The sequence below is a fragment of the Natrialba aegyptia DSM 13077 genome, from assembly GCF_000337535.1.
In the GTDB taxonomy this organism is placed as follows: domain Archaea; phylum Halobacteriota; class Halobacteria; order Halobacteriales; family Natrialbaceae; genus Natrialba; species Natrialba aegyptia.
Genome location: NZ_AOIP01000016.1, coordinates 193212 through 211612, shown reverse-complemented (window position 1 = coordinate 211612; position 18401 = coordinate 193212). Strand labels below are relative to the sequence as shown.

Annotated in this window: 17 protein-coding genes, 1 tRNA gene and 7 pseudogenes; 10 read left to right on the top strand and 15 right to left on the bottom strand. The window is 55.8% G+C overall.

Translation table 11 applies throughout. The features are described from left to right. Window positions 1-73: 73 nt before the first annotated feature. Window positions 74-760 (bottom strand): annotated as a pseudogene (locus C480_RS07710) (DUF502 domain-containing protein). 114 nt (window positions 761-874) lie between these two features. Between C480_RS07710 and C480_RS07705 the strand changes: the two are divergent. Beyond that, entirely contained in the window at window positions 875-2029 is a 1155-nt protein-coding gene (locus C480_RS07705; protein WP_006665054.1) for a sensor histidine kinase, read from the top strand. A 274-nt stretch (window positions 2030-2303) separates the two neighbouring features. Further along, window positions 2304-2516, top strand: coding sequence for a hypothetical protein (locus tag C480_RS07700; protein WP_006665053.1), 213 nt, complete (start codon window positions 2304-2306; stop codon window positions 2514-2516). A gap of 198 nt (window positions 2517-2714) precedes the next feature. Here C480_RS07700 and C480_RS24750 read toward each other — a convergent pair. Then, window positions 2715-2945 (bottom strand): annotated as a pseudogene (locus tag C480_RS24750) (tyrosine-type recombinase/integrase); the annotation flags it as partial. Between the two features lie 9 nt (window positions 2946-2954). On the opposite strand from C480_RS24750, the pseudogene C480_RS07695 reads away from it, so the two are divergent. Both C480_RS07695 and C480_RS07690 read left to right on the top strand, forming a co-directional pair. Further along, a pseudogene (locus C480_RS07695) lies at window positions 2955-3193 on the top strand (MarR family transcriptional regulator). Between the two features lie 444 nt (window positions 3194-3637). After that, window positions 3638-3952, top strand: a complete 315-nt coding sequence (locus tag C480_RS07690; RefSeq protein ID WP_006665050.1) for a hypothetical protein — start codon at window positions 3638-3640, stop codon at window positions 3950-3952. A gap of 4 nt (window positions 3953-3956) precedes the next feature. Here C480_RS07690 and C480_RS07685 read toward each other — a convergent pair. Beyond that, a pseudogene (locus C480_RS07685) lies at window positions 3957-4790 on the bottom strand (hypothetical protein). A 326-nt stretch (window positions 4791-5116) separates the two neighbouring features. Here C480_RS07685 and C480_RS22125 point away from each other — a divergent pair. After that, entirely contained in the window at window positions 5117-5653 is a 537-nt protein-coding gene (locus tag C480_RS22125; protein WP_006665049.1) for a type IV pilin, read from the top strand. 201 nt (window positions 5654-5854) lie between these two features. On the opposite strand, the pseudogene C480_RS22120 reads toward C480_RS22125, so the two are convergent. Beyond that, window positions 5855-6592 (bottom strand): annotated as a pseudogene (locus C480_RS22120) (IS6 family transposase). A 389-nt stretch (window positions 6593-6981) separates the two neighbouring features. On the opposite strand from C480_RS22120, the gene C480_RS07675 reads away from it, so the two are divergent. Continuing rightward, entirely contained in the window at window positions 6982-7374 is a 393-nt protein-coding gene (locus C480_RS07675; protein WP_006665047.1) for a hypothetical protein, read from the top strand. 17 nt (window positions 7375-7391) lie between these two features. Here C480_RS07675 and C480_RS07670 read toward each other — a convergent pair. From C480_RS07670 to C480_RS07665, 3 genes and pseudogenes are all read right to left on the bottom strand, one after another. Beyond that, a pseudogene (locus C480_RS07670) lies at window positions 7392-7779 on the bottom strand (type II toxin-antitoxin system VapC family toxin). Further along, window positions 7776-7928: a hypothetical protein gene (locus tag C480_RS23770; RefSeq protein ID WP_006665045.1), complete on the bottom strand. Its 153-nt coding sequence runs from the start codon at window positions 7926-7928 to the stop codon at window positions 7776-7778. The pseudogene C480_RS07670 and the gene C480_RS23770 overlap by 4 nt, the downstream one beginning before the upstream one ends. Before the next feature lie 477 nt (window positions 7929-8405). Continuing rightward, window positions 8406-8660: a DUF7692 domain-containing protein gene (locus tag C480_RS07665; RefSeq protein ID WP_006665044.1), complete on the bottom strand. Its 255-nt coding sequence runs from the start codon at window positions 8658-8660 to the stop codon at window positions 8406-8408. Between the two features lie 184 nt (window positions 8661-8844). On the opposite strand from C480_RS07665, the gene C480_RS22975 reads away from it, so the two are divergent. Continuing rightward, window positions 8845-9456, top strand: a complete 612-nt coding sequence (locus C480_RS22975) for a hypothetical protein (protein ID WP_152424022.1) — start codon at window positions 8845-8847, stop codon at window positions 9454-9456. A 4-nt stretch (window positions 9457-9460) separates the two neighbouring features. On the opposite strand, the gene C480_RS22970 is transcribed toward C480_RS22975, so the two are convergent. The 5 genes and pseudogenes from C480_RS22970 to C480_RS07655 form a co-directional block, all read right to left on the bottom strand. Then, the gene (locus tag C480_RS22970; RefSeq protein WP_152424021.1) at window positions 9461-9823 is read right to left on the bottom strand and encodes a hypothetical protein; all 363 of its coding nucleotides are present in this window, start codon (window positions 9821-9823) and stop codon (window positions 9461-9463) included. 373 nt (window positions 9824-10196) lie between these two features. Beyond that, window positions 10197-10517 carry a hypothetical protein gene (locus tag C480_RS22965; RefSeq protein WP_152424020.1) on the bottom strand — a complete coding sequence of 107 codons (321 nt, stop codon included), beginning with the start codon at window positions 10515-10517 and terminating at the stop codon, window positions 10197-10199. A 321-nt stretch (window positions 10518-10838) separates the two neighbouring features. After that, window positions 10839-11072 (bottom strand): annotated as a pseudogene (locus tag C480_RS07660) (DNA-binding protein); the annotation flags it as partial. Between the two features lie 598 nt (window positions 11073-11670). After that, window positions 11671-11901 carry a DUF7563 family protein gene (locus tag C480_RS24200; RefSeq protein ID WP_086009646.1) on the bottom strand — a complete coding sequence of 77 codons (231 nt, stop codon included), beginning with the start codon at window positions 11899-11901 and terminating at the stop codon, window positions 11671-11673. A gap of 88 nt (window positions 11902-11989) precedes the next feature. Continuing rightward, window positions 11990-12062 (bottom strand) — tRNA-Pro (locus tag C480_RS07655). An 82-nt stretch (window positions 12063-12144) separates the two neighbouring features. Between C480_RS07655 and C480_RS07650 the strand changes: the two genes are divergently transcribed. After that, window positions 12145-12399 carry a pro-sigmaK processing inhibitor BofA family protein gene (locus C480_RS07650; RefSeq protein WP_006665041.1) on the top strand — a complete coding sequence of 85 codons (255 nt, stop codon included), beginning with the start codon at window positions 12145-12147 and terminating at the stop codon, window positions 12397-12399. Window positions 12400-12564: 165 nt separating this feature from the next. Here C480_RS07650 and C480_RS07645 read toward each other — a convergent pair whose 3' ends face one another. Beyond that, entirely contained in the window at window positions 12565-14631 is a 2067-nt protein-coding gene (locus tag C480_RS07645; protein ID WP_006665040.1) for a DEAD/DEAH box helicase, read from the bottom strand. A gap of 125 nt (window positions 14632-14756) precedes the next feature. Beyond that, window positions 14757-15302, bottom strand: coding sequence for a hypothetical protein (locus tag C480_RS07640; RefSeq protein WP_241433801.1), 546 nt, complete (start codon window positions 15300-15302; stop codon window positions 14757-14759). Window positions 15303-15678: 376 nt separating this feature from the next. Between C480_RS07640 and C480_RS07635 the strand changes: the two genes are divergently transcribed. Further along, window positions 15679-16245, top strand: a complete 567-nt coding sequence (locus C480_RS07635; protein WP_006665038.1) for a helix-turn-helix transcriptional regulator — start codon at window positions 15679-15681, stop codon at window positions 16243-16245. Between the two features lie 204 nt (window positions 16246-16449). After that, the gene (locus C480_RS07630) at window positions 16450-17103 is read left to right on the top strand and encodes a hypothetical protein (RefSeq protein ID WP_049903394.1); all 654 of its coding nucleotides are present in this window, start codon (window positions 16450-16452) and stop codon (window positions 17101-17103) included. A 77-nt stretch (window positions 17104-17180) separates the two neighbouring features. Here the strand turns inward: C480_RS07630 and C480_RS07625 are convergent, their stop codons facing one another. Continuing rightward, window positions 17181-18302 (bottom strand): ABC transporter substrate-binding protein, encoded by a 1122-nt coding sequence (locus C480_RS07625; protein ID WP_006665036.1) that lies wholly within the window; start codon window positions 18300-18302, stop codon window positions 17181-17183. Window positions 18303-18401: the final 99 nt, after the last annotated feature.

Below are 18401 nucleotides of genomic sequence, written 5' to 3'. Positions count from 1 at the left end.
TGGCTGACGTGCGATGCGAAGATCGGATGATGGCGGGTGTCGATGGTTCTCTGCCGCCTATCCGTCTCCCTGTCTAAGCCGGTGATTCGGAGGGAATGGACGGTTCGGTCTCCGTCTCGGTTCCGATTTCGTCAGAGGCGACGCCCAGCGTCGCGATGGATCGAATGGCCTCCTCGACGGTGACGTCCACGTCGTAGACGTGTTTTGCAGGCATGTGCATGACGAAGCCGTTCGTCGTCGGATTCGGTCCGAGCGGAACCATGACCGTCACCATCGCGCCGCTGTCGAGTTGGTCTTCGATCGCGGATGGCGTCGTTGCGGTGAGAAAGGCGAGCGTGTAGGCGTCTCTGTGAGGGAACGTGACGAGTTTCACGTCCTTGAACTGGTCCGTCTCGTCGTCGAGCAACAGCCGACTAGCCCGGCGGACGCTCTCGTAGACGGTGCTGATGCCGGGAACGGTTTCCATCGTGGCGTGAACTCGTTTCGAGATGTATCGGCCGGGAGTGTAGTCCGCGATAATACCGACCAGGAGGAAGAAGGCGACCAGCGACGTAAGCGTCACCGGTTAAACGACTGCGGTCGGTGGGTCGTTTGGGAGCGTATAAATGATTCCGTCGACGACGGGCGAGAGAACGCTGAGGACGAAATCGACGACGACGAGCAAGATAACGAGCGTAATCACGAGTGGAATCGTCACGGCGACACCGTTTATGAACCATCGTTTCAGCGCAGTCTGAACGCCGGTTCGACGAGCCGTCATGCCTGTAGCGTGTACTGCGGGTGAGGGTAGTCGTTCGGCTTGCAGGACTGGTACGGGGGTAACTCCCTATTAACACACAAGGTCTATAATCAGCCTTGATCCACACGTATTGTCATGCTCTCGTGGGATCGCCTGGGAACTAGTACTGGTGGGAGAACCGTTATCCTCACGCTCGGCGTCCTGTACCTCGCACTTGCTGTAATCTGGGTCTCTTTGCCGGTTGCCCAGGAACTGTCCCTCTCGAGCATCCTCGTCGTCTCCAGTTTCATTGCCGGACCCGGCATCGTCCTTCTCGGCGGCGGGTATCGATTGCCCCGGACTGACATTCACCCGCGATTCTACGCCACTATCGGGGGCTGGTGTCTCGTCGGCATCGGGGTGATGCTCGCCATTCTCGCGCTCTACAACCTCCAGCCTGGTCCAGCGATCTCTAACCCGGTCCGATCCGTTCTCATCCTCACTGGATTCAGTTCTGTCGCCGGATACGGCGTCGGGGCCTACGCTGCACAGGCGAAAACACACGCCTACCGACTCGAACGACAAAACCGTCTTCTCGAACGAACCCAGGCGCAACTCGAAGCATCGAACGAGCGACTCGAACAGTTCGCGTACGCGGCCTCCCACGACCTTCAAGAGCCGCTCCGAATGGTATCGAGCTATCTGCAACTTATCGAGCGTCGCTACGGGGGTGAACTCGACGAGGACGCCGACGAGTTCCTCGGCTACGCGATCGACGGTTCGGAGCGAATGCGAGCGATGATCGAGGGGCTACTCGAATACTCGCGCGTCGATATGCGGGGCGAATCGCTCGAACCCGTTGCTCTCGACGAGGTTCTTGCGACCGTTCGAAAGGATCTCGAACTCCAGCTCGCCGAGACTGGCACCACTATCGAAACCGAGGAACTACCGCGCACTGTAGGCGATAAGAGACAGTTACGACAACTCTTCCAGAACCTGCTTTCGAACGCTATCGAGTATAGTGGCGACGAGCCGCCCCGGATCAGTATTTCCGCGAAACGCGATACTGACGAGTGGATCATCTCGGTTCGAGATACCGGCATCGGAATCGATCCCGCGGATCAAGATCGTATCTTCGACGTGTTCCAGCGGCTCCACACCCATGAAGAAACGTCAGGGACGGGAATCGGGCTCGCCCTCTGTAAGCGGATTGTCGAACGCCACGGCGGCGAAATTTGGGTTGATTCTACACCCGGCGACGGATCGACGTTCTCGTTTTCGTTACCAGCAGTAACCGATCGTCCACAGTGATCCCGCGGTGACCGCAAACACGCAACCAGCCCCGAAGACAGTTCCGTGAACCGTCGACTAGAGTACCAACCGCAACGATTCTCACACCAGTCGCACAGCCATCGTGCGATCGGGTGTGCAGTGACCCGCAGTGGTTACTCTGGTACCCAACTCCGCCGTTGGGCTCAGGAAGCGGCCATTTCGGCCGCCGTACAGCGCCGGACCGACCCAGTCTCTGCATCTGGTTGGCCAGTTCAAGTCCGTTGTTTATCGTTCTCAGACCCAAACATCCGATATGGCTGCCGTTAGCGACCGACTCCTGGTTCTCCTGATCGCAGCTACCGGACTGCTTGTCCTCTTCGTCGGGTGGGAACTGGCCCTCGTGGAAGCTATCGAAGTCAACCTCGCGGGCTGGGTCGAAGCGGTCTTATTCTTCGTTGCGTTCGCCGTTTTCGTCGTCCTCGTGTTCGGTGTCTGGGCCACCTTGAAACGGATCGACCAGGAGTAACTGATTCGCTCACAGCGTTCCCGTTCACCGGCCCGCTCGGTTCCGATCGGTCGATACCGCCTCTCGTCAGGTCACAGCGGATCACTGGCCACTCCTGCCGCTCACCAATTTGTTCGCGACAGCAATATGGGATCGCCCGGATAGGAACTAGGCTGATTTTCGCCGGACTGTACCGGATCGAACTGCTGAATTTCGTCGTCATGTCTCTCGTTCGATTTCGAGCTTTTCGAGGTGCGGACGCCGCCGAAGCTCCATCCGCTCGCGCTTGGTCGCCTTGTCGTAGTACCGATCGATAACGTCCTGCGAAGCGTTCACCCGTTCCGCCGTCACCTCTCGCGGAACACCGCGATCCTGATGCCAAGCGATCGAACCGGTTCGAACGTGGTGCGGCGACCTCGCCGAAGGGCACTTGCTCGCGTGGGTGTGACTCTTTCGTGGATGACGCAGGCTGATGACCGCATTCTCGAAACCTCTCAGACAGCGGCCTGATCCTCTCGCCGCGAGTTCTTGCGGTCAACACCGACTACTCGCGGCACTACCTGAGCACGCGACTCGGAAAATTGCGCGACGCCGAACTCGTCGATCGCGTCGATGAGGGACTGTACCGGATCACTGATCGCGGGCGCGCGTATCTCGCAGGTGAACTCGACGCCGAGGATCTAGAAGGACAGCCGTGACAACATTAACACGATAAGTGCCATTCCAACCAAACGATAGAGCCAGACTTCTTTTTTAGATAGTTTAGACGAGTTGCCACGGAGGTATCGTAAGTCAAAACGATGCATCGTTTGTGGCACAGCAATATAGGCCAACCCGAGTACTACTGATACGACCACAGCAATTTGAAGTAGAATACCCATGAAATCTAGCCTCTCCGTCTGATAGTTAAGAACAATGGATTCACATGAACTCTCTTCTGCAGACAGGCTACAGGCGAAATCTGATCAATTCGTAGTCGAACTTTCCACACTACTCCGGGTATTTATCATCTTATTTCACAGTAAATTAATAATCTAGTGGTCCCGCAAATTCATCGCAGGGCACAGAAAAGTTGATAACCTTTTCAACAATTGTTGACATTTGTGACTATGGATCTAACTCGGTTATTGAAACCACTGGTGATGGATACCGGCGTATTGGGACTTCTGACCGTTGGGCTCGTGTACGCTCTCACCTATTCCGGGCCGTACATCATCGGACTGGCTGCTCTCGGGGTTCTGCTCGTCGCACTCGGCGGTGGCGCTGCTGCACAGGCCCCCGCCGGAGGGTCGGGATACAATGACGATTCAGGGTTACACCTGATGGGGGACGATATGGATATCTGGCCGGGGTCATCCCCGAACCTCTCAGTTCGGGTGCGACTTCTCTTCTACGGGATCGGGCTCGTCGGCTGGAGTCTGATCGTACTCGGGCTGTTCTCGTCATCGCTCCACTGACCCGCTATTCCGATGCCGTTGCCGGCGTTCGATACCGCGGCTGTAGCCCAAGTGAGCGCGCAGCGGCGGCCGAGATCGTCACCTGTTGCTCACCTACGGTCACCGCTTCTTTCGAAACGTCTTCGATAAGCGCAGCCAGCTCGTCGAGATAGGACTGCGGGCGTTCTTCCTGAATATGGACCGTATCCTCGTCTCGATGGTGGATCGCTCGGTTTGCAAGATAGGCGAGGACGAACATTTCGCGTGTCTCGTATGGGGCTTCCTCGAGATACCACGGAAGCGTTAGATCCTCAATTTCGGTCTTCGAACCGAGCGGCGCGCCCAATACGGCGAGCGTTCGGCCGAGTACGGTCGCATCCTCCGTTGGCCGAACCTCTGTTGCGCGGCCCGCGTCATCTTCGTGGTAGAACTCGAATCCCAGTCCAGTTTCCTCGAGCATGTCGATCACGTGGGAGCGCCGGTGCCGGTGATTGAGCGCAAACTACGGCTGGTACCGTTCAGCATCGATCGACCCACCCGAGAAGATAGTCGCGACGAGCGTGTTCAGTATCGTGAACTCGGTATCGTGGTACGTCGCAGCGAGCCACCCGTAGTCCCGAGCGGTTTCGATTCCTCGAACCGGGTCCGGCTTGCTCTTGTTCTCGGTCCACGGGCGAACTCGCGACCGTGGGATATCGAGTGCCGTCGAGATCGCGTAGGAACCGTTGTCTGGGTGGTGACTCGCATAGCGCATAACCACCTGGTAGTCGAGAACGGCGGTCCACGGATCGGCATACGCACCCCCATCGTAGGTGCGCGCAAGGTCGCGCTCGTCGATCACCGGCTGGGCCCACTCCATGGATGGTCGTTTGAGTAAATCGACAAAATCCTTGCCGCCGACACTATCAGATGTGAGAATGCAAGACGGCGTGGGTTCAAGGGGGTGCTGTAAGCTCTCTACATGGCCTTGATTATCAGATCTGAAACCCATGGAGTACCTGATGTGACCCGAAAGAGTACACTATCGATTAGTTATATATACCGGTACTCCACTGGTTGCTATCAGCACCAACGCGACACGAAGAGGGTGTGTAGGTGGGTCGGCTATAGAGTCCCCATCAACACGGGTCGCCATACTATGGCCCTGTATCTCGGCCTTCGGTTGTCGTGGGTGCGGAACAAACAATGTTTGACGAACTCAACAAGAAATTCCTCGGAAGCGAGGACGAACGCGCTGTATCGCCGGTCATAGGAGTTATACTGATGGTCGCAGTCACCGTCATTCTCGCAGCTGTGATTGCAGCTGCCGTAATGGGTATGGGCGATGGAATTGGTAACACAGCACCGACAACAAACACTGATGTGAGCACTAACTCCGATTGGGATCCATCAAACCCGGGTACTAGTAATACGCATCCGGCAGTGTATGTGAGTCACTCCTCAGGTGATTCAATTGAATTCGAAAACCTTCGCCTTGTAGTTCGAGATGAGGATGGCGCATCACTGGCGACATTGGATTACGATGAATCATCCGATTCGTTCACATCAAATGGCGACACTGAGATAGATGTCTCAAATCTTGACCTGTTTGATGCAGGAGCCACGCTCTCTATTGAGTCAGACGAGAGTGGTGGGGATCTTGCTGGAGAGGACACGCTGAACGTCCAAGTTGTACATACTAAATCTGATACAACAGTTACAGATTCCACTGTCGAATTCTAAGATAGTTGATTAAATAACAATCTCCTCTATATTAGTATTGTTTTATTTGAGCAACATGTATTCTTAACTCACTCAGATCTTGGCTTAAGTTCTCCAACTAGTTCAAGCCGCCATTCTCCATCGTCGATGTGGCGAATGTGGATGTGATGTTCGTCTTGTAGATCGCCGTTCTCGTCGAACAGTCCTTCGACACGGCACTGTCTAGTTTAGCACCTCCTCGGCTGGCGTTCGGCCATTGAGTGCTTGATTCGGTCGATCGTGGTTGTAGTGGTGTCTGAAGCGTCTAAGCCAGCGTCTTGCACTGGCCGAACTGCCGCGCCAGAAGGAGTGAAAGCGGTCGATCCGCATTGAGACCGTCTGAAACCACTTTTCGACGTGGTTTCGGTCACTGTAATTGATCTGACCGCTCAATTCGTGGCGTGCGAGGGCAGTCAGATAACCGCCAGCATCGACGAGAAACTCTGTCTCGTCGATATCGTGTTTCTCGGTGAGACGGTGCAGAAACGCCGCCGCGGGGTCAGTCCCGCGGCGTTGACGAGACGCACAGCGTCTCGTTCGCACACCAGAACGCAAGGCGTTCTGGGGACGGCTGTAGATGTCGATTTCGAGCAGCAGCTTTGATTTTGTGTCGATCGCGGCGTACAGCCACTTTTTCTCGCCGTCAACCTCGATCTATTTCTCGTCGACCGCGACTCGCGACGGCTGCGCCGTCGGCGGGTCGCTCTGGGCCTCCGAAAGCTTGTGCGTCCAGTTCCAGATTGCGCCGTGAGAGCGGTCAATGCCGAGTAATTCGAGCACTGAGACAACCTCTCGAACCGACAATCCCATCGAATGCAGACGCATCCCGAACACCCTGACGGGTGTCGGGGTGCGCTCGTTCTCCCAAACCTCATCACAATCCACGTCTAAGGTCTCTCTGAGCAGGTTGGCGAGTTGCATTGGACACTTCTCGCCACCACCTGCTCATTCCTCAAACTCTCATCTAGACAGTGCCTTCGACACGGAAATCGTCCTTTGGAAGTGTTACACCGAGCGAGTTCTGATCGAGTTTTCGGAGTTTGTTCAGCGCCATATCCGGCGGGCAACCCGCCTTCGTATAAAGGTTGGTGACTATCGGCGATATCAAGGTATCGCCAAGGCTGTACTACGGTTTTGCTGAGGTTTTCGTGCAGGGGGTTCCACGCGGGGAAGTATGACACTCAGCCTACCACAGAAGTACGTTACTGACACGATTCGTCGGGAAGACGGTATTGACGTGACAGACAGCGTGCTCGTACTGATCTTCGTCCTGGCGTCGTTCTCTGTATATATAGTGGCGCGTGACGCGCATGGTCCGCGTGAACCGCTCGAAGCGAGCAAACCACTTCGGGACGATCGTCGAGAAACGGGTGGCTGAAAATCGTCGCTTTGAACTCGAGCGCGCCAGCTGGCACGACGCCAGATTCGGCAACGGCACGCCGGTCGAGATCAAATCGACGATGCACGAGCATTCGAATGGCCAGCCCGGAAACTGGAAGGTCTACCGCGAGTACCACGAGAAGCTACGGCGGTACGATGGCTGGTATTGTTTTGTCGTCTACCGACCACATGGGCGATCGGGACTGACGATCCTTCGGGATAAGATGGTCCGTTCGAGCGACCTCCCCCTACTTCGCTGGCACGGCGGCGGTGATCACCGTGGGACCCAGCAGGCCAAAATCTCTATCGACTCTATTTTCTAACCGGTATCTCCGGCTCTTTAGACGATTTCTTGTGGTTGTTTTGCCCCGTGCTCTCGCAGTTCGCCATCGAACGAGACGGGTGTCGCATCGATGGCGTTCGCTGCGGCAAGAACAATCGCGTCTATCGGGTACAGAAGGGTTTCCTCTTGCAATTGATTTGCCGCAACCATATCCGACGCATCGGGGAACGTAACCGTCACTCGCGAACTAATTCGCTGCTCGATTTGATCGACACGCTCCCGTTCGATCTTCTTCTTTTTCGTGAGCACGGTTCGGAGTTCCATGAGGTTCAATACAGATGTATAGGTCTCATCGAACTCGTTGAGTGCACGAACGGCGGTATCGGACCGCTCGGTATCCTTTGTGACAGCACAACAATGACGTTTGATCGAGAAAGAGCTTCATAACCGCTCGCGAACGTCCCGTACCTCTTCGACAGCGTCCACTTCAACATCGACGGCCAACTCGTTGAGGGCGTCCCCCAGCGGAACCTCTTCGTCATCCTCCGGATCACCGGCCATGAACTCAGCGAAGTCGTCGGTAGTGAGGCTCATACTCCATGATTCCACCGCTGGTTGCAAAAGGTTGCTGGTGATTCAAACACAACGTGTGTTTGAGTTCCAAACATCGATAGGTGATCACTGGGGGAGTCATAGAACGATTCGCACACGTTTCCTTTCGTCCCTTCTGGACTGAACAGACCACTCCCTACATCTGCGAACTGAACATGAGTCAACCGGTCAATAAGTTTTATGAGGATATGTTGATGATTCGAATGTATGGAACCTACACGTGGAAAAGTAATCACGGTATTTGGACCAATATCTCTACTAACGGTCTTGCTATTGAATTATTTCACATCATTCTCCTCTTGGCGGGTTCTCGGAATCACTGTCTTCGTCGCTATAATTATCCCCCAATCGATCATTCGCTTCCATCCAGCTATTGGTAACTGAGTCCCCTGTATTTGCCGTTTGTTGGGTAGTCATAGGATGGATATGCGAACCGTCATATGACACCCTCGACGTAGTCTATTCGGTGTTGACGACGATCTCGGTGTTGACCTCGAAATACACTGCTCTCGTCGATAACGTCTCGGCGATCTCCCGGCGCTGCTCGAGCGTCAGATCATCACGGGCGAGCACCTGGCGAGCCGCCTGGGCGAAATGCGGCGTGTCATCGCAGGCACTCACAACGGCTTTCGTCTTGTTACAGTCGTAGAAGTCGGCTGCACGTTCGATAGCGTCTCGTCGATACGCGTAGTCACCGTCCGTTCGGATTCGCATGCTCGTACACACGACCCCCGAAATCCTAGTTTTTTCGACTCACTGAACGGCCCATATCGGCCCAAAACCGGGCGAACCTGTCGGCCCACCAGAGACGAATCCGTCTCGTGGCGTCGATCGGCACGGAATATGCACACGGCCTGCTTGAACTCGTGTGCATATTCGGGAAACCGATTTTGCCGACGTGCAACCCCGAGGGGAGGAAGACGACTTTACGACACTGGACAAGTCGGTCAACTATTTTAAGGACCTTGATGTGAGTTGTAGAACTAATGAACCAACAAATCTCTCAGACGGACTCAGATCATACAAAAAAAGAACAAAACCGCTTGAAAAACCGCGCAGAAGATTTAGCAGAGAGGCTTTATTACACCTACAAAACACATTATACGATGGCAGAATATTACGAAAAAGAGTATTTATTTCCAATTCATTAGTTGCTTTAGGGACTGCAGCACTTGTCGTCTTACTAACTTGGGAGGCCGCGTCACAAGAGTTTCTAGTGACAATTGCGATCTCAATTGCAATCATCTCATGGTTACAGGCCGCGCTAAGTTTAGGAAAGAAGTCAGTAAAACACTACAACACTGCTGACCGATATCATTCACTACACCAGGAATTTGAGAACTTCACCAAAGTAGAAGTACTTGATGAATCGGTATGCATTAATGAGAAAAAAGATAAGCTGAAGCACTTGGATCAAAATAGGAAGAATCTGAACGAATTAACTCCACGAACTACAAATTTCTGGCATTTTATATTCAACATTCGGGAAAAGATATCCGGCTATATGTAGGATCTCACGGGGCTAAATTGTATTCTTTACACAACCTTTTCAAATTGTTCGGACTAGATTTGACAGTCGTTGGCGTAGTTTTGATGTGATCGAATGTGACTGTTGCCCAACTTCGATCAAATGCACTTATTTCGATCCGTGAATCATCCGGTGCGGAACCATAGCTATCCAATTCACCAGCACAATAAATATGAATACCATCTCTGCTTGGGGAAAATTCTGCATAAGAACCAATTGAGTTCATTAATTTGAAAACCTCTGAATCGATTGTCAGGTTATCATGTACGCAATCATCTATATCAATGAAACATATTTTCTTATTAAGCATAGAAAATCCTATTCCATCAATACCGGAGTGTGCGGACATATCTGAAGCTTCTGAATATTCCAACCAGATATCTGGATTAGTATAGTCTCCCCCCTTTGAATTCGCTTCTATATTTTATGTATTTCCTAGTATCTAACGGAATTTTATCACTAATAGATGGATCTCGATGATTTGCCCAACAAATCCATTGGGGGACCTTTTTCATGATAGGGAGCAGGGTATCTTGATCAATCCCACTTGGACGAATAGATTTCATATGGTCAAGATAGTGAAGACGATACGTTAGATTGGCTAATATCTTGTGGAGAATTCCTCCCTCTTGCGGAATCAGTGAAGTCCAGTTACTTGAGTTGACGAATCGCGTCACGTACCGTAAGTCCCTATTGTCTGAAAACGTGTGAGAGAGAATCATTCATATATCATGCTCGTCGTGGTTCCGAGTTTGACGCTTATAGCGGAGTGATGGGGACGAAGAATTCGGCCGGCCAAGGCGTTTTGTTGGTCCGAAATCCTTATTGTCTGCGTATCTTCCGTCAAGTATTGAATCAATCCAGTCAGGTATTACAGATATCGTATAGAAAAACCCGACAACAACTACAAAGGCGGCCAACCCGAAGCTGTGCAGATACAAGGCCCCATGTTCTATATATCCTGAAGCAGCCACTCCTCCCATTACCCCACCAACAAGATTCTTACCAGCGTTCTCTAATGCTTCCCGAAACGTACTATCCATAGACCACTTTAATCCAAAATAGAACATAGGTTCTGTGTTATGAGAAACGGACACCCCCATTTCGTGTGCTTCAACTGGAGATTTCACGCGAAGCGGGAGGTGGGGCGGTGTAATTTTTTGGCACTGTCCCCTTGGGGACACCCGTCAAGGGGCGTTTCGCGCGCAGCGCGAAACCGACCCGCATGCAGTGCGGCGCGATCGGGCTACCGCCCCCGGCCTCGAGCCGAGGACTACAACCAGAACTGGACAGTCACTAATAGAATACAACCTGACTTGCTGAAAAGAAGTATCGTGAGAGTGTAGCCACTCACGAGGGCTGCGCTACCAGTCGGCGATCGAACCCACGCGGTGGCTGTCTTTCCCGCCGCCAGGTGTCCGCCAGATCATCGACACCTTGCTGAACTGTACTACGTCGTTCCCTGAGTGCCGCCAAGCGTCTATCGCCTCCTGTGTGACCTGGCGGGCGTTCTCGAAGCTATCGCGTTTCAGCAGCGACAGAACCGCGTCGATACGGAGCTTCTTCGGATTCCCGTTCTCGTCATACTCGAGTTCAGCGGCGAGGTCACGATCGCCGCGCTCGAGCGCGTCACCACTGGCCTTCGAACTCTCCAGGGCCGACGCTCGAGAACTCATAGCGGTCCCTCCCGAGCGTTGCGCACGTCACGCGTACAGTCCGTACAGAGTCGGCGAAGCCCGGTGATTCGGTCACCGCACCGTTCGCACTCGTCCGATTCGACGAGGCGGCTCATCGCGAACCCCCTCCGTTTCGCGTAGAGTTCTCAGATTGTGAGTTAGTTGTGTAGTTCCGTTTTCACTCTTTGGCAAGAGTTGTAAACAGCCAGTCTGTTTATGGGCGTTTATTCCCCATTCCAAACTGGCCTCGTAGGCACCCTGCAACCCACTACGAGACCGAATTCCACCAGCATCTGCAAGCGCAGATTTCGTCATTTCGGCAGGGACTTCGTCCCTGTTTTCCCGATCGCCCTTCATTGAGGGTACCACAGTACCGTCTACATCGACCCCGCTGTCCGTTCGGGCCTCCTGGTTCTCAATCGACTGCCGAACTTCCTCGTCGGTCGCTTGGTGGGCTGGATGGGCTATGGGCGTCTGATTCTCGATGTCGTACAGCCGACTCGCAGGAACGAACGCCGGCTTACGCATCGGCCGTACCTCCGTGACGGCCGGGCGACGTTTCCGGATCGGGGACCGGAACGTCGACGCCAGCTGCAGACCCGCGGGTCAGTCGCGCATACGAATCGCAATCACCGCAACGGTGTGCCCGGTCCTGGTCGTCGCCGAAGACGCGCCGGAACCGGTCAGTAACGTGGGTTCCCCAGTGGCGACAGCAGCTGCTGGTAGAGTGTGAGCGGAACTCTACCGACATCCCGACCACCCCCAGAACGCGGTGGCTGGTCGGTGTGAGAACGGTGAGCGCAAAGCGGCAAAACCATCCGCCTTGCTTATATACCGTATGGGATCGCCCGGATTTGAACCGGGGTCACGGGCACCCAAGGCCCGAAGTATACCAGGCTAACCCACGATCCCGTATCAACCCTTTTGAGTGGAGCCCATAAAGGGTTTCGTTCCGTTCCGAATGGTTTTGTTCCTTGCCACGCTAGTGTCGCCTATGGTTACAGGACTCGAAATCCTCCTCTTGGTCCTCGTCCTCGCCGTTATCATCGGCGCGTCGACGATTATCCAGACCGTCCGCCCCTTCATCGTCAACGCCGTCGTTGGACTCATCGCGTTATTCCTCGCACAACTGTTTGGTCTTCCAGTTGCCGTTACGCCGATCGTCCTCGCCATCGTCGCGATCGGCGGCTTCCCGGGTGCCCTGCTCGTCATGCTCCTGTCGGTGTTCGACGTCGCATTCGTCCCCTGATGGCTGCCCGCCACCGTTCTCTTCGCACCGCTCTGCTATCCACCCTCTGCTCTTCGCTTTCCGCTCTCCACTGTCCACTCGACGCTCAACCCTAAACCGCCGTACTCTCTTCACCTGAAAACGACACAACGACACGCTACTCGACCAGCCACGCAACTCACCCCGTCACAACTCCGCATCGCGAAGTTCGATATCCGCCACGAGTTCAGCCGGTGTGGCGTCCTTGCGGATGCCGTCGAGCAGGGTGAACGCTTCGTCCGGTGCCAGGAAGTGCTCCGTGACGACGCGTCCGAGCGGCGTGGGCTCGAAGCCGTCGATGAACTCGTACTGGAGGAGTTTGCCGATGGCGTGTTTCGTCGGCACGTCGCCGAGCATGCGGTCGTTGAGCGCCTTCGCGTCTTTGCCGCCGACGGTGATGTTTGCGAGCGTCTCCTCGATTGCGGCGCGTTCGTCGTAGTGGGTCATCACCGACTCCATCTCGCCTTTCAGGAGGGTGAAGGCGACTTCGTCTTCGGACATCTCCATCGAGTTGTGGTAGGCACAGTCGGGTTCGACGAGGACGTAGACGGTCCCCTTGTCGTGGTAGTCCGGGCGGCCGGCGCGGCCGAGCATCTGGTGGAACTCCTGGACCGAGAGCCACTCGATGCCCATTGCCAGCGAGTCGAAGATGACCTGCGAGGCCGGGAAGTCGACCCCTGCTGCCAGCGCGGCGGTCGTGACGACGGCGGACAGTTCCTGGTCGCCGAACTGTCGTTCGACCGTTTTCCGGCGCTTGTAATCCAGCCCGGCGTGATAGGGTGCCGAGGAGTACTCGAGCTTTCGGGAGATTTCGTGACACCGCCGGCGCGAGTTCGTGAAGATGATCGTCTGGCCCCGGTATCCCTTGGAGGATTCGGTGTCGAACTCGCGTTTGACGAGTTTGTTTGCGACGCGGACTTTCTCCTGGCCGTCGGCGAAGGTGACGTGGCGTTCGATGGGGACGGGACGCTCTTCGAACTCGATGAGCGTCGATTCCAGCGCGCCGGCGAGGTGTTCGGGGTTGCCGACGGTTGCAGAGAGGTAGACCCACTGGGCACCGTGGTAGTCGTCCCGGCGCTGGGCTCGCTGCTCACACGTGTGCTTGAGTCGCGAGATCAGCCCGTCCAGTCGGTGGCCGCGCTCCTCCTCTTTTAAGGTGTGGACCTCGTCGATGACGACGGTACCGATGTCGCCCATGTCCTTGCCCGTTCGCAGGGCGTGGTCGATCCCTTCGTAGGTGCCGACGATGACGTCGGCGCTGGGGTCGAACTGGTTGCCGCTGTCGGCGATCCGACTCGCACCGACGCGAATGGAGACGTCGACGAGGTCGCCGTACTCCGCTTCGAAGTCCTCGTGTTTCTGGTTGGCGAGCGCGACGAGGGGGACGAGAAAGAGCATCTTCCCCTTGCCGTTGAGAACGCGGTTGATCCCGGTCATCTCGCCGACGAGCGTCTTCCCGGTTGCCGTCGCCGAGACGACCATCTGATCCTCGCCGTCGAAGAGACCGTTTTCGACGGCGAGGCTCTGCACCGGCAGCAACGTCTCGAACCGGTCCTCGAGCAACCCCTGTAGTCCCGGGTGCAGGTTCAGCGAATCCACGCGGACGGGATCGACCTCGTCGGTCGTCGCCGAGATGGTATCGAACTTCGTCAGATCCGGATCGAGTCGCCCCTGAAGCAGGTTGACGATCCGATCTAGGTCCTGCACTTCGAGCATGAGGTCCTCGAGTCGGTCCTTCGCCGCCCCCGTCACTTCGCCGCCGCCCGAGTAGGACAGTTGGCGCTCGAGTTCGCGGCGGGCACAGTCCTGACAGATCCAGTCCGCGTCGTCTTTGACCGCCGTCTCGGTCGTAATCGGCGAGTAGCGTCCGGCGGAGGCGCAGTAGCGACAGGTCCGAACGGTCTTGACTTTGTCCTCGAGCTGGTAGCCCGACAGCATCTCGGTCAGTTCCTGGCGGCCCTCCCGGGAGGTCTGCTCGGAGATCCGAATGCGCTTTGCGCGGCGTGCGAGTTCGATGAACTCGTCGGGTTGGCGCGGCTCTTCGCTCGATCCGTCTTTGAGACGGAACTTGGCGGGGCGAGGGCCGGCCGACGTTTCGGAGAGGCCGAGCTTCGCGCGGAACAGCCGCTTGCCGTCCCGTTGGACGACGAGGAGATAGTCGCCGCCGGTTTCGTGGCAGAAGATCGTTTCGACCTGCTGGACCTGCTTCGACACGAGACGTGATACACGCGTGGCGTACTTGAGCGATTCGGACTCCGGCAGTTGTCGTCGCGCGTCAGAAAGTGAATGCACGTCGGTGTCTGTATCAGATTCGGTCGTTCTGATTCGTTCACGTCCGGCTATCCTGACCCTGTCCCACGAGCGCCATCGTTCTCCGAAGTAGTCGCAGTAATATCGGTCACTGTCTCGTTGACCGCATCGACCGCAACCGAATACGTCGTTTGCTGTCCTTCCTCTTGGAGAACCACTGTTGCAGTTGTCGTATCGAGATTTGGCGGTGTCGTTTGCCGGATTCGGATTTCGTTTTCGCTGGACGCGGTGACTTCGAACGCTGTCTGGTCGCTTTCTGCGGATCGGGGTTTTTCCCCTTCTCTGTACGACAGATCGAGTGCCACCCGCGTCGAGACATCATATTCGCTACTGTTGGCAATGAGTGACTGAACGGTCTCGTTGGTTCGAACGATTTCTTGTACGTGCGTTTCGTTCGAGATCGCTGGTTTGTCTTCGAACGCGGACTGGTTGACCGGTGGCGACTCGACCGTAATCTCGATGCCACCGTCGTTGCGGGCAATTCGGAGCCGTTCGTCTTTCTCGTCCGACATCGTGTATATATCGACTGGATCGGTGAACGGTTCCGACTCCAGAGAGACGGCTTCGTCTGTCACGTGTACTTCTGCTGCAGGGGTTCTACCGGCCGTTCCATCGATACCTGCGCTTGAGAGGACGAGAGCGAAAACCATCCCGACACAGATCAAACTCAGTATCCGAGCTGAACGGCCTCGAAGGATCGACTGAATCGTATTTCTGTCCATTATCTGCCGGTCCGCTTTCGAAGCGTGATCTGTATCTCTGTGCGAAATACTATTTAACAATTTTATTTCACACGCGTTTCACTCGTGTTTCGTGGCTGTTTCAGATAGTTTCATTCCCGCTATGGATGCAGTATGTCGCTTCTATCCACGATATTTGCCTATCAAAACGCGACAACCGTGAAATCCTCAATCTTATAATCATAATCGACTCAACCATCAGTCACGAGCAATGAAGACACGTCTCCGCCTCGGTTCCCGATTGGTTGCGGCGACCCTCGTTGTCGCAGCGTTCTTACTGTGTCTGCAGTTATTACATCCGTCACCAGTCGTCGTTTCCGTTAGCGGATCGAGTTCGGAGACGACACGCCTTCCCGGCTTTTTTGCGTATCGTGATGTCGGTGTCGTCCTCGTTACGTCGTTCGTCCTCGGTGCATGCAGTACATACCTCTTTCTCGACTGGCGGGCAGAAACGGAGCGCTCTCCAGCGGAAGACGACGCGGAGCCGACTTCAAAACAATTGGAAGTTGAAGACGAACCCGGTTCAGTAACGATATCCGACGAACTCCTCGAACGACGACACCGTGAGTGGGACACGATCGCACCGAAGCTTTCTCAAGCGGAACGAGACATCTACGAGCAGATCCTCGACGCTGATGGCGTCCTTGAGCAGCGTCTCATCGTTGCGCAGACTGACCACTCAAAAGCGACTGTCAGCCGGAAACTCGACCGCCTGGAAGGGAAAGATCTCGTCGAAAGACGGCGTCGAGGGATGGGAAAGGTCGTGTTCCTTCGCTGAGTCCGACATCGTAACGGGTGTAACAGCTGTTTCAGTTGCTATGCACGAGTTTCGGAACGGCTTTCCAACTATTGTTTATATGTTGTTTCTTCCAAGGCTTATTTGAGGTCGGTCCGGAACTGACGAGAGTGGCAGTAGGTGACGAGATCTGGTCACGGGTTGCTGCGGTACCGGTTCGGGTCGATCTCAAATATATTGACAACCATGAAACGAAATCGACGCTCGCTGATGCTCGCGCTCGTCACGATGATGACGCTCGCGCTCAGCGTTGGCGGTGTTGTTGCGAGCGATAGTATCGACGCCGACGTTTCGATCGTCGGTGCGGACGATGCCGAGACGGGATCCGATGACGAGTTCACGATCGAGCGAGTCGACGAGACCGACTTCGAGGAAACGTCGATATCGGTCATCGATGCTGATACGAACGCGTCCACTGATGAATCAATAGCCATCACGACCGACGACGAAACGACGGTCCTCGAACCACCAACGAACGATACCCGGACGATCGCAGCCGACGAGTTCGACGTGACAACCGTCGACGGAGACGGTGCGGACGACGCCGGTCCGACTGCAACGTACGACATTGACGGGACGATCGATCCGGGTGAGGGGACCGCATACGGTCCGCACTCGCTGGCTGCAGGTGAGTCCCTGACAGTGGACGTCTCGTGGGATGCCGCCGATTCCGATCTCTGTCTCGGTCTCATGGCTCCCGATGGCGAGATCGTCTGCGCCGAGGAGTCGAACGGACAGGGCTCTGTTACCGTCGAGGTCGAGGAGTCCGGTGACTACTACGCGTTCGTCGGCAACGAGGGACCGTACACGGCCGCATATACGGGTCACTATCGGGTCTGAAATTCGATCGCCGGAAAAGCGTCTCCGTTTTTGCGTTTTTATCGTCGACGGCCACCGGTCCACTTTCGAGTTCGGCGTTACGACAGTTCGCCGGCGACGATATCGCCGACGCGGTCGCGGTCGAACAGTTCCTCGTCGACGCCGTAGACCTGCTGTGCTGCCCGTTCGGTCAGCACCATGTTGACGATCGGCCCCTGGTGGAGCGGGCCGCCGCGGTAGACGTCGCCGTTCTGGACGGCCGTCAGCTCACTGGCGACGTTGTGGTTCTCCATGTGCGAGACGACCGTGTCGCTGAACTCGTCGGCGCTTTTCTGCTCGTGGGCGCGGATCAACAGCACGTCCGGGTCGATCTCGAGGAGCAGTTCGTAGTCGACTTCGGTCCGGCCGGCGTGGAAGTCCTCGACATCCGTTGTTGCGAACGCGTCCTCGACACCCAGATCCCGCCACTGCTTGAAGCTCGTCCCGTCGTCGATGAGGTACGGCGAGAACGTCTCTGGCTCCTCGGCCGGCTGGGGCCACATGATGGCGACCGACGGTCGCTCGTCTTCCGGCGGGACGATGTCGTCGAGTTCGTTCTGGAACTCGTCGTGGAGGGTCTCGAAGGCCTCGTAGCGCTCTTCCTCCTGGAAGACCTGCGAGAGGTACTCGAAGGCTTCGTACAGCGTCAGATAGTCGTAGTCGTGCCACTCGTAGCCCCGCGAGAAGATGCTGTTGCCGAAGAAGGGCGTGCCCGTGTTTTCGATGGTTTCGATGTCATCCTCGGTCCAGTTATCGGTTCGACCGCGGATGAAGTTCGGGTCCATGATGAAGACGTCCACGTCCTCGCTGAGCTCCAGAAACTCCTCCGTGGTCAGTTCGTCCCCCCAGAGTGAGTCCATCCCGACGTCCTCTTTGTCGATGCTCAGGCCGGGAATCTCCTCGTAGTGTTGCGTGTGAAACCGCTCGGTGAGGTAGACGGCTTCCGGCGGGTCCTGGCCGAGCGCGACGCCCATGCCGGCCCAGGTGCCGTTGTTGGCGGCCCACGTTTCCGGAACGCCGGAGAACTCGACGTCGCCAACTGGCGGCATCGACACCGTGTATTCGTTTTCCTGGTCGGTCTGTCCGAGGGAATCGAGACAGCCGGCCATCGCACCCACGCTGGCGATTGCACCACTGGTTCGAAGGACGGTTCGTCTCGTCCACCGTCGTTGGTCGGTCATCACGGTTTAGGTGAGCCTAAAATCATAAAAGTGTTCCGAAGGTAGCCCTCTACCGGTTCGCTTCGGCGTCTCGAACGAGCGTCGATAGTCGGGCGTACC

What these genes read in the sequence shown, in the direction of transcription:
- C480_RS07705 (WP_006665054.1), top strand. Translation starts at nt 875, where the DNA reads ATGCTCTCGTGGGATCGCCTGGGAACTAGTACTGGTGGGAGAACCGTT.
- C480_RS07700 (WP_006665053.1), top strand. Translation starts at nt 2,304, where the DNA reads ATGGCTGCCGTTAGCGACCGACTCCTGGTTCTCCTGATCGCAGCTACC.
- C480_RS07690 (WP_006665050.1), top strand. Translation starts at nt 3,638, where the DNA reads ATGGATACCGGCGTATTGGGACTTCTGACCGTTGGGCTCGTGTACGCT.
- C480_RS22125 (WP_006665049.1), top strand. Translation starts at nt 5,117, where the DNA reads ATGTTTGACGAACTCAACAAGAAATTCCTCGGAAGCGAGGACGAACGC.
- C480_RS07675 (WP_006665047.1), top strand. Translation starts at nt 6,982, where the DNA reads ATGGTCCGCGTGAACCGCTCGAAGCGAGCAAACCACTTCGGGACGATC.
- C480_RS23770 (WP_006665045.1), bottom strand. Translation starts at nt 7,928, where the DNA reads ATGAGCCTCACTACCGACGACTTCGCTGAGTTCATGGCCGGTGATCCG.
- C480_RS07665 (WP_006665044.1), bottom strand. Translation starts at nt 8,660, where the DNA reads ATGCGAATCCGAACGGACGGTGACTACGCGTATCGACGAGACGCTATC.
- C480_RS22970 (WP_152424021.1), bottom strand. Translation starts at nt 9,823, where the DNA reads ATGTCCGCACACTCCGGTATTGATGGAATAGGATTTTCTATGCTTAAT.
- C480_RS22965 (WP_152424020.1), bottom strand. Translation starts at nt 10,517, where the DNA reads ATGGATAGTACGTTTCGGGAAGCATTAGAGAACGCTGGTAAGAATCTT.
- C480_RS24200 (WP_086009646.1), bottom strand. Translation starts at nt 11,901, where the DNA reads ATGTCGGTAGAGTTCCGCTCACACTCTACCAGCAGCTGCTGTCGCCAC.
- C480_RS07650 (WP_006665041.1), top strand. Translation starts at nt 12,145, where the DNA reads ATGGTTACAGGACTCGAAATCCTCCTCTTGGTCCTCGTCCTCGCCGTT.
- C480_RS07635 (WP_006665038.1), top strand. Translation starts at nt 15,679, where the DNA reads ATGAAGACACGTCTCCGCCTCGGTTCCCGATTGGTTGCGGCGACCCTC.
- C480_RS07630 (WP_049903394.1), top strand. Translation starts at nt 16,450, where the DNA reads ATGAAACGAAATCGACGCTCGCTGATGCTCGCGCTCGTCACGATGATG.
- C480_RS07625 (WP_006665036.1), bottom strand. Translation starts at nt 18,302, where the DNA reads ATGACCGACCAACGACGGTGGACGAGACGAACCGTCCTTCGAACCAGT.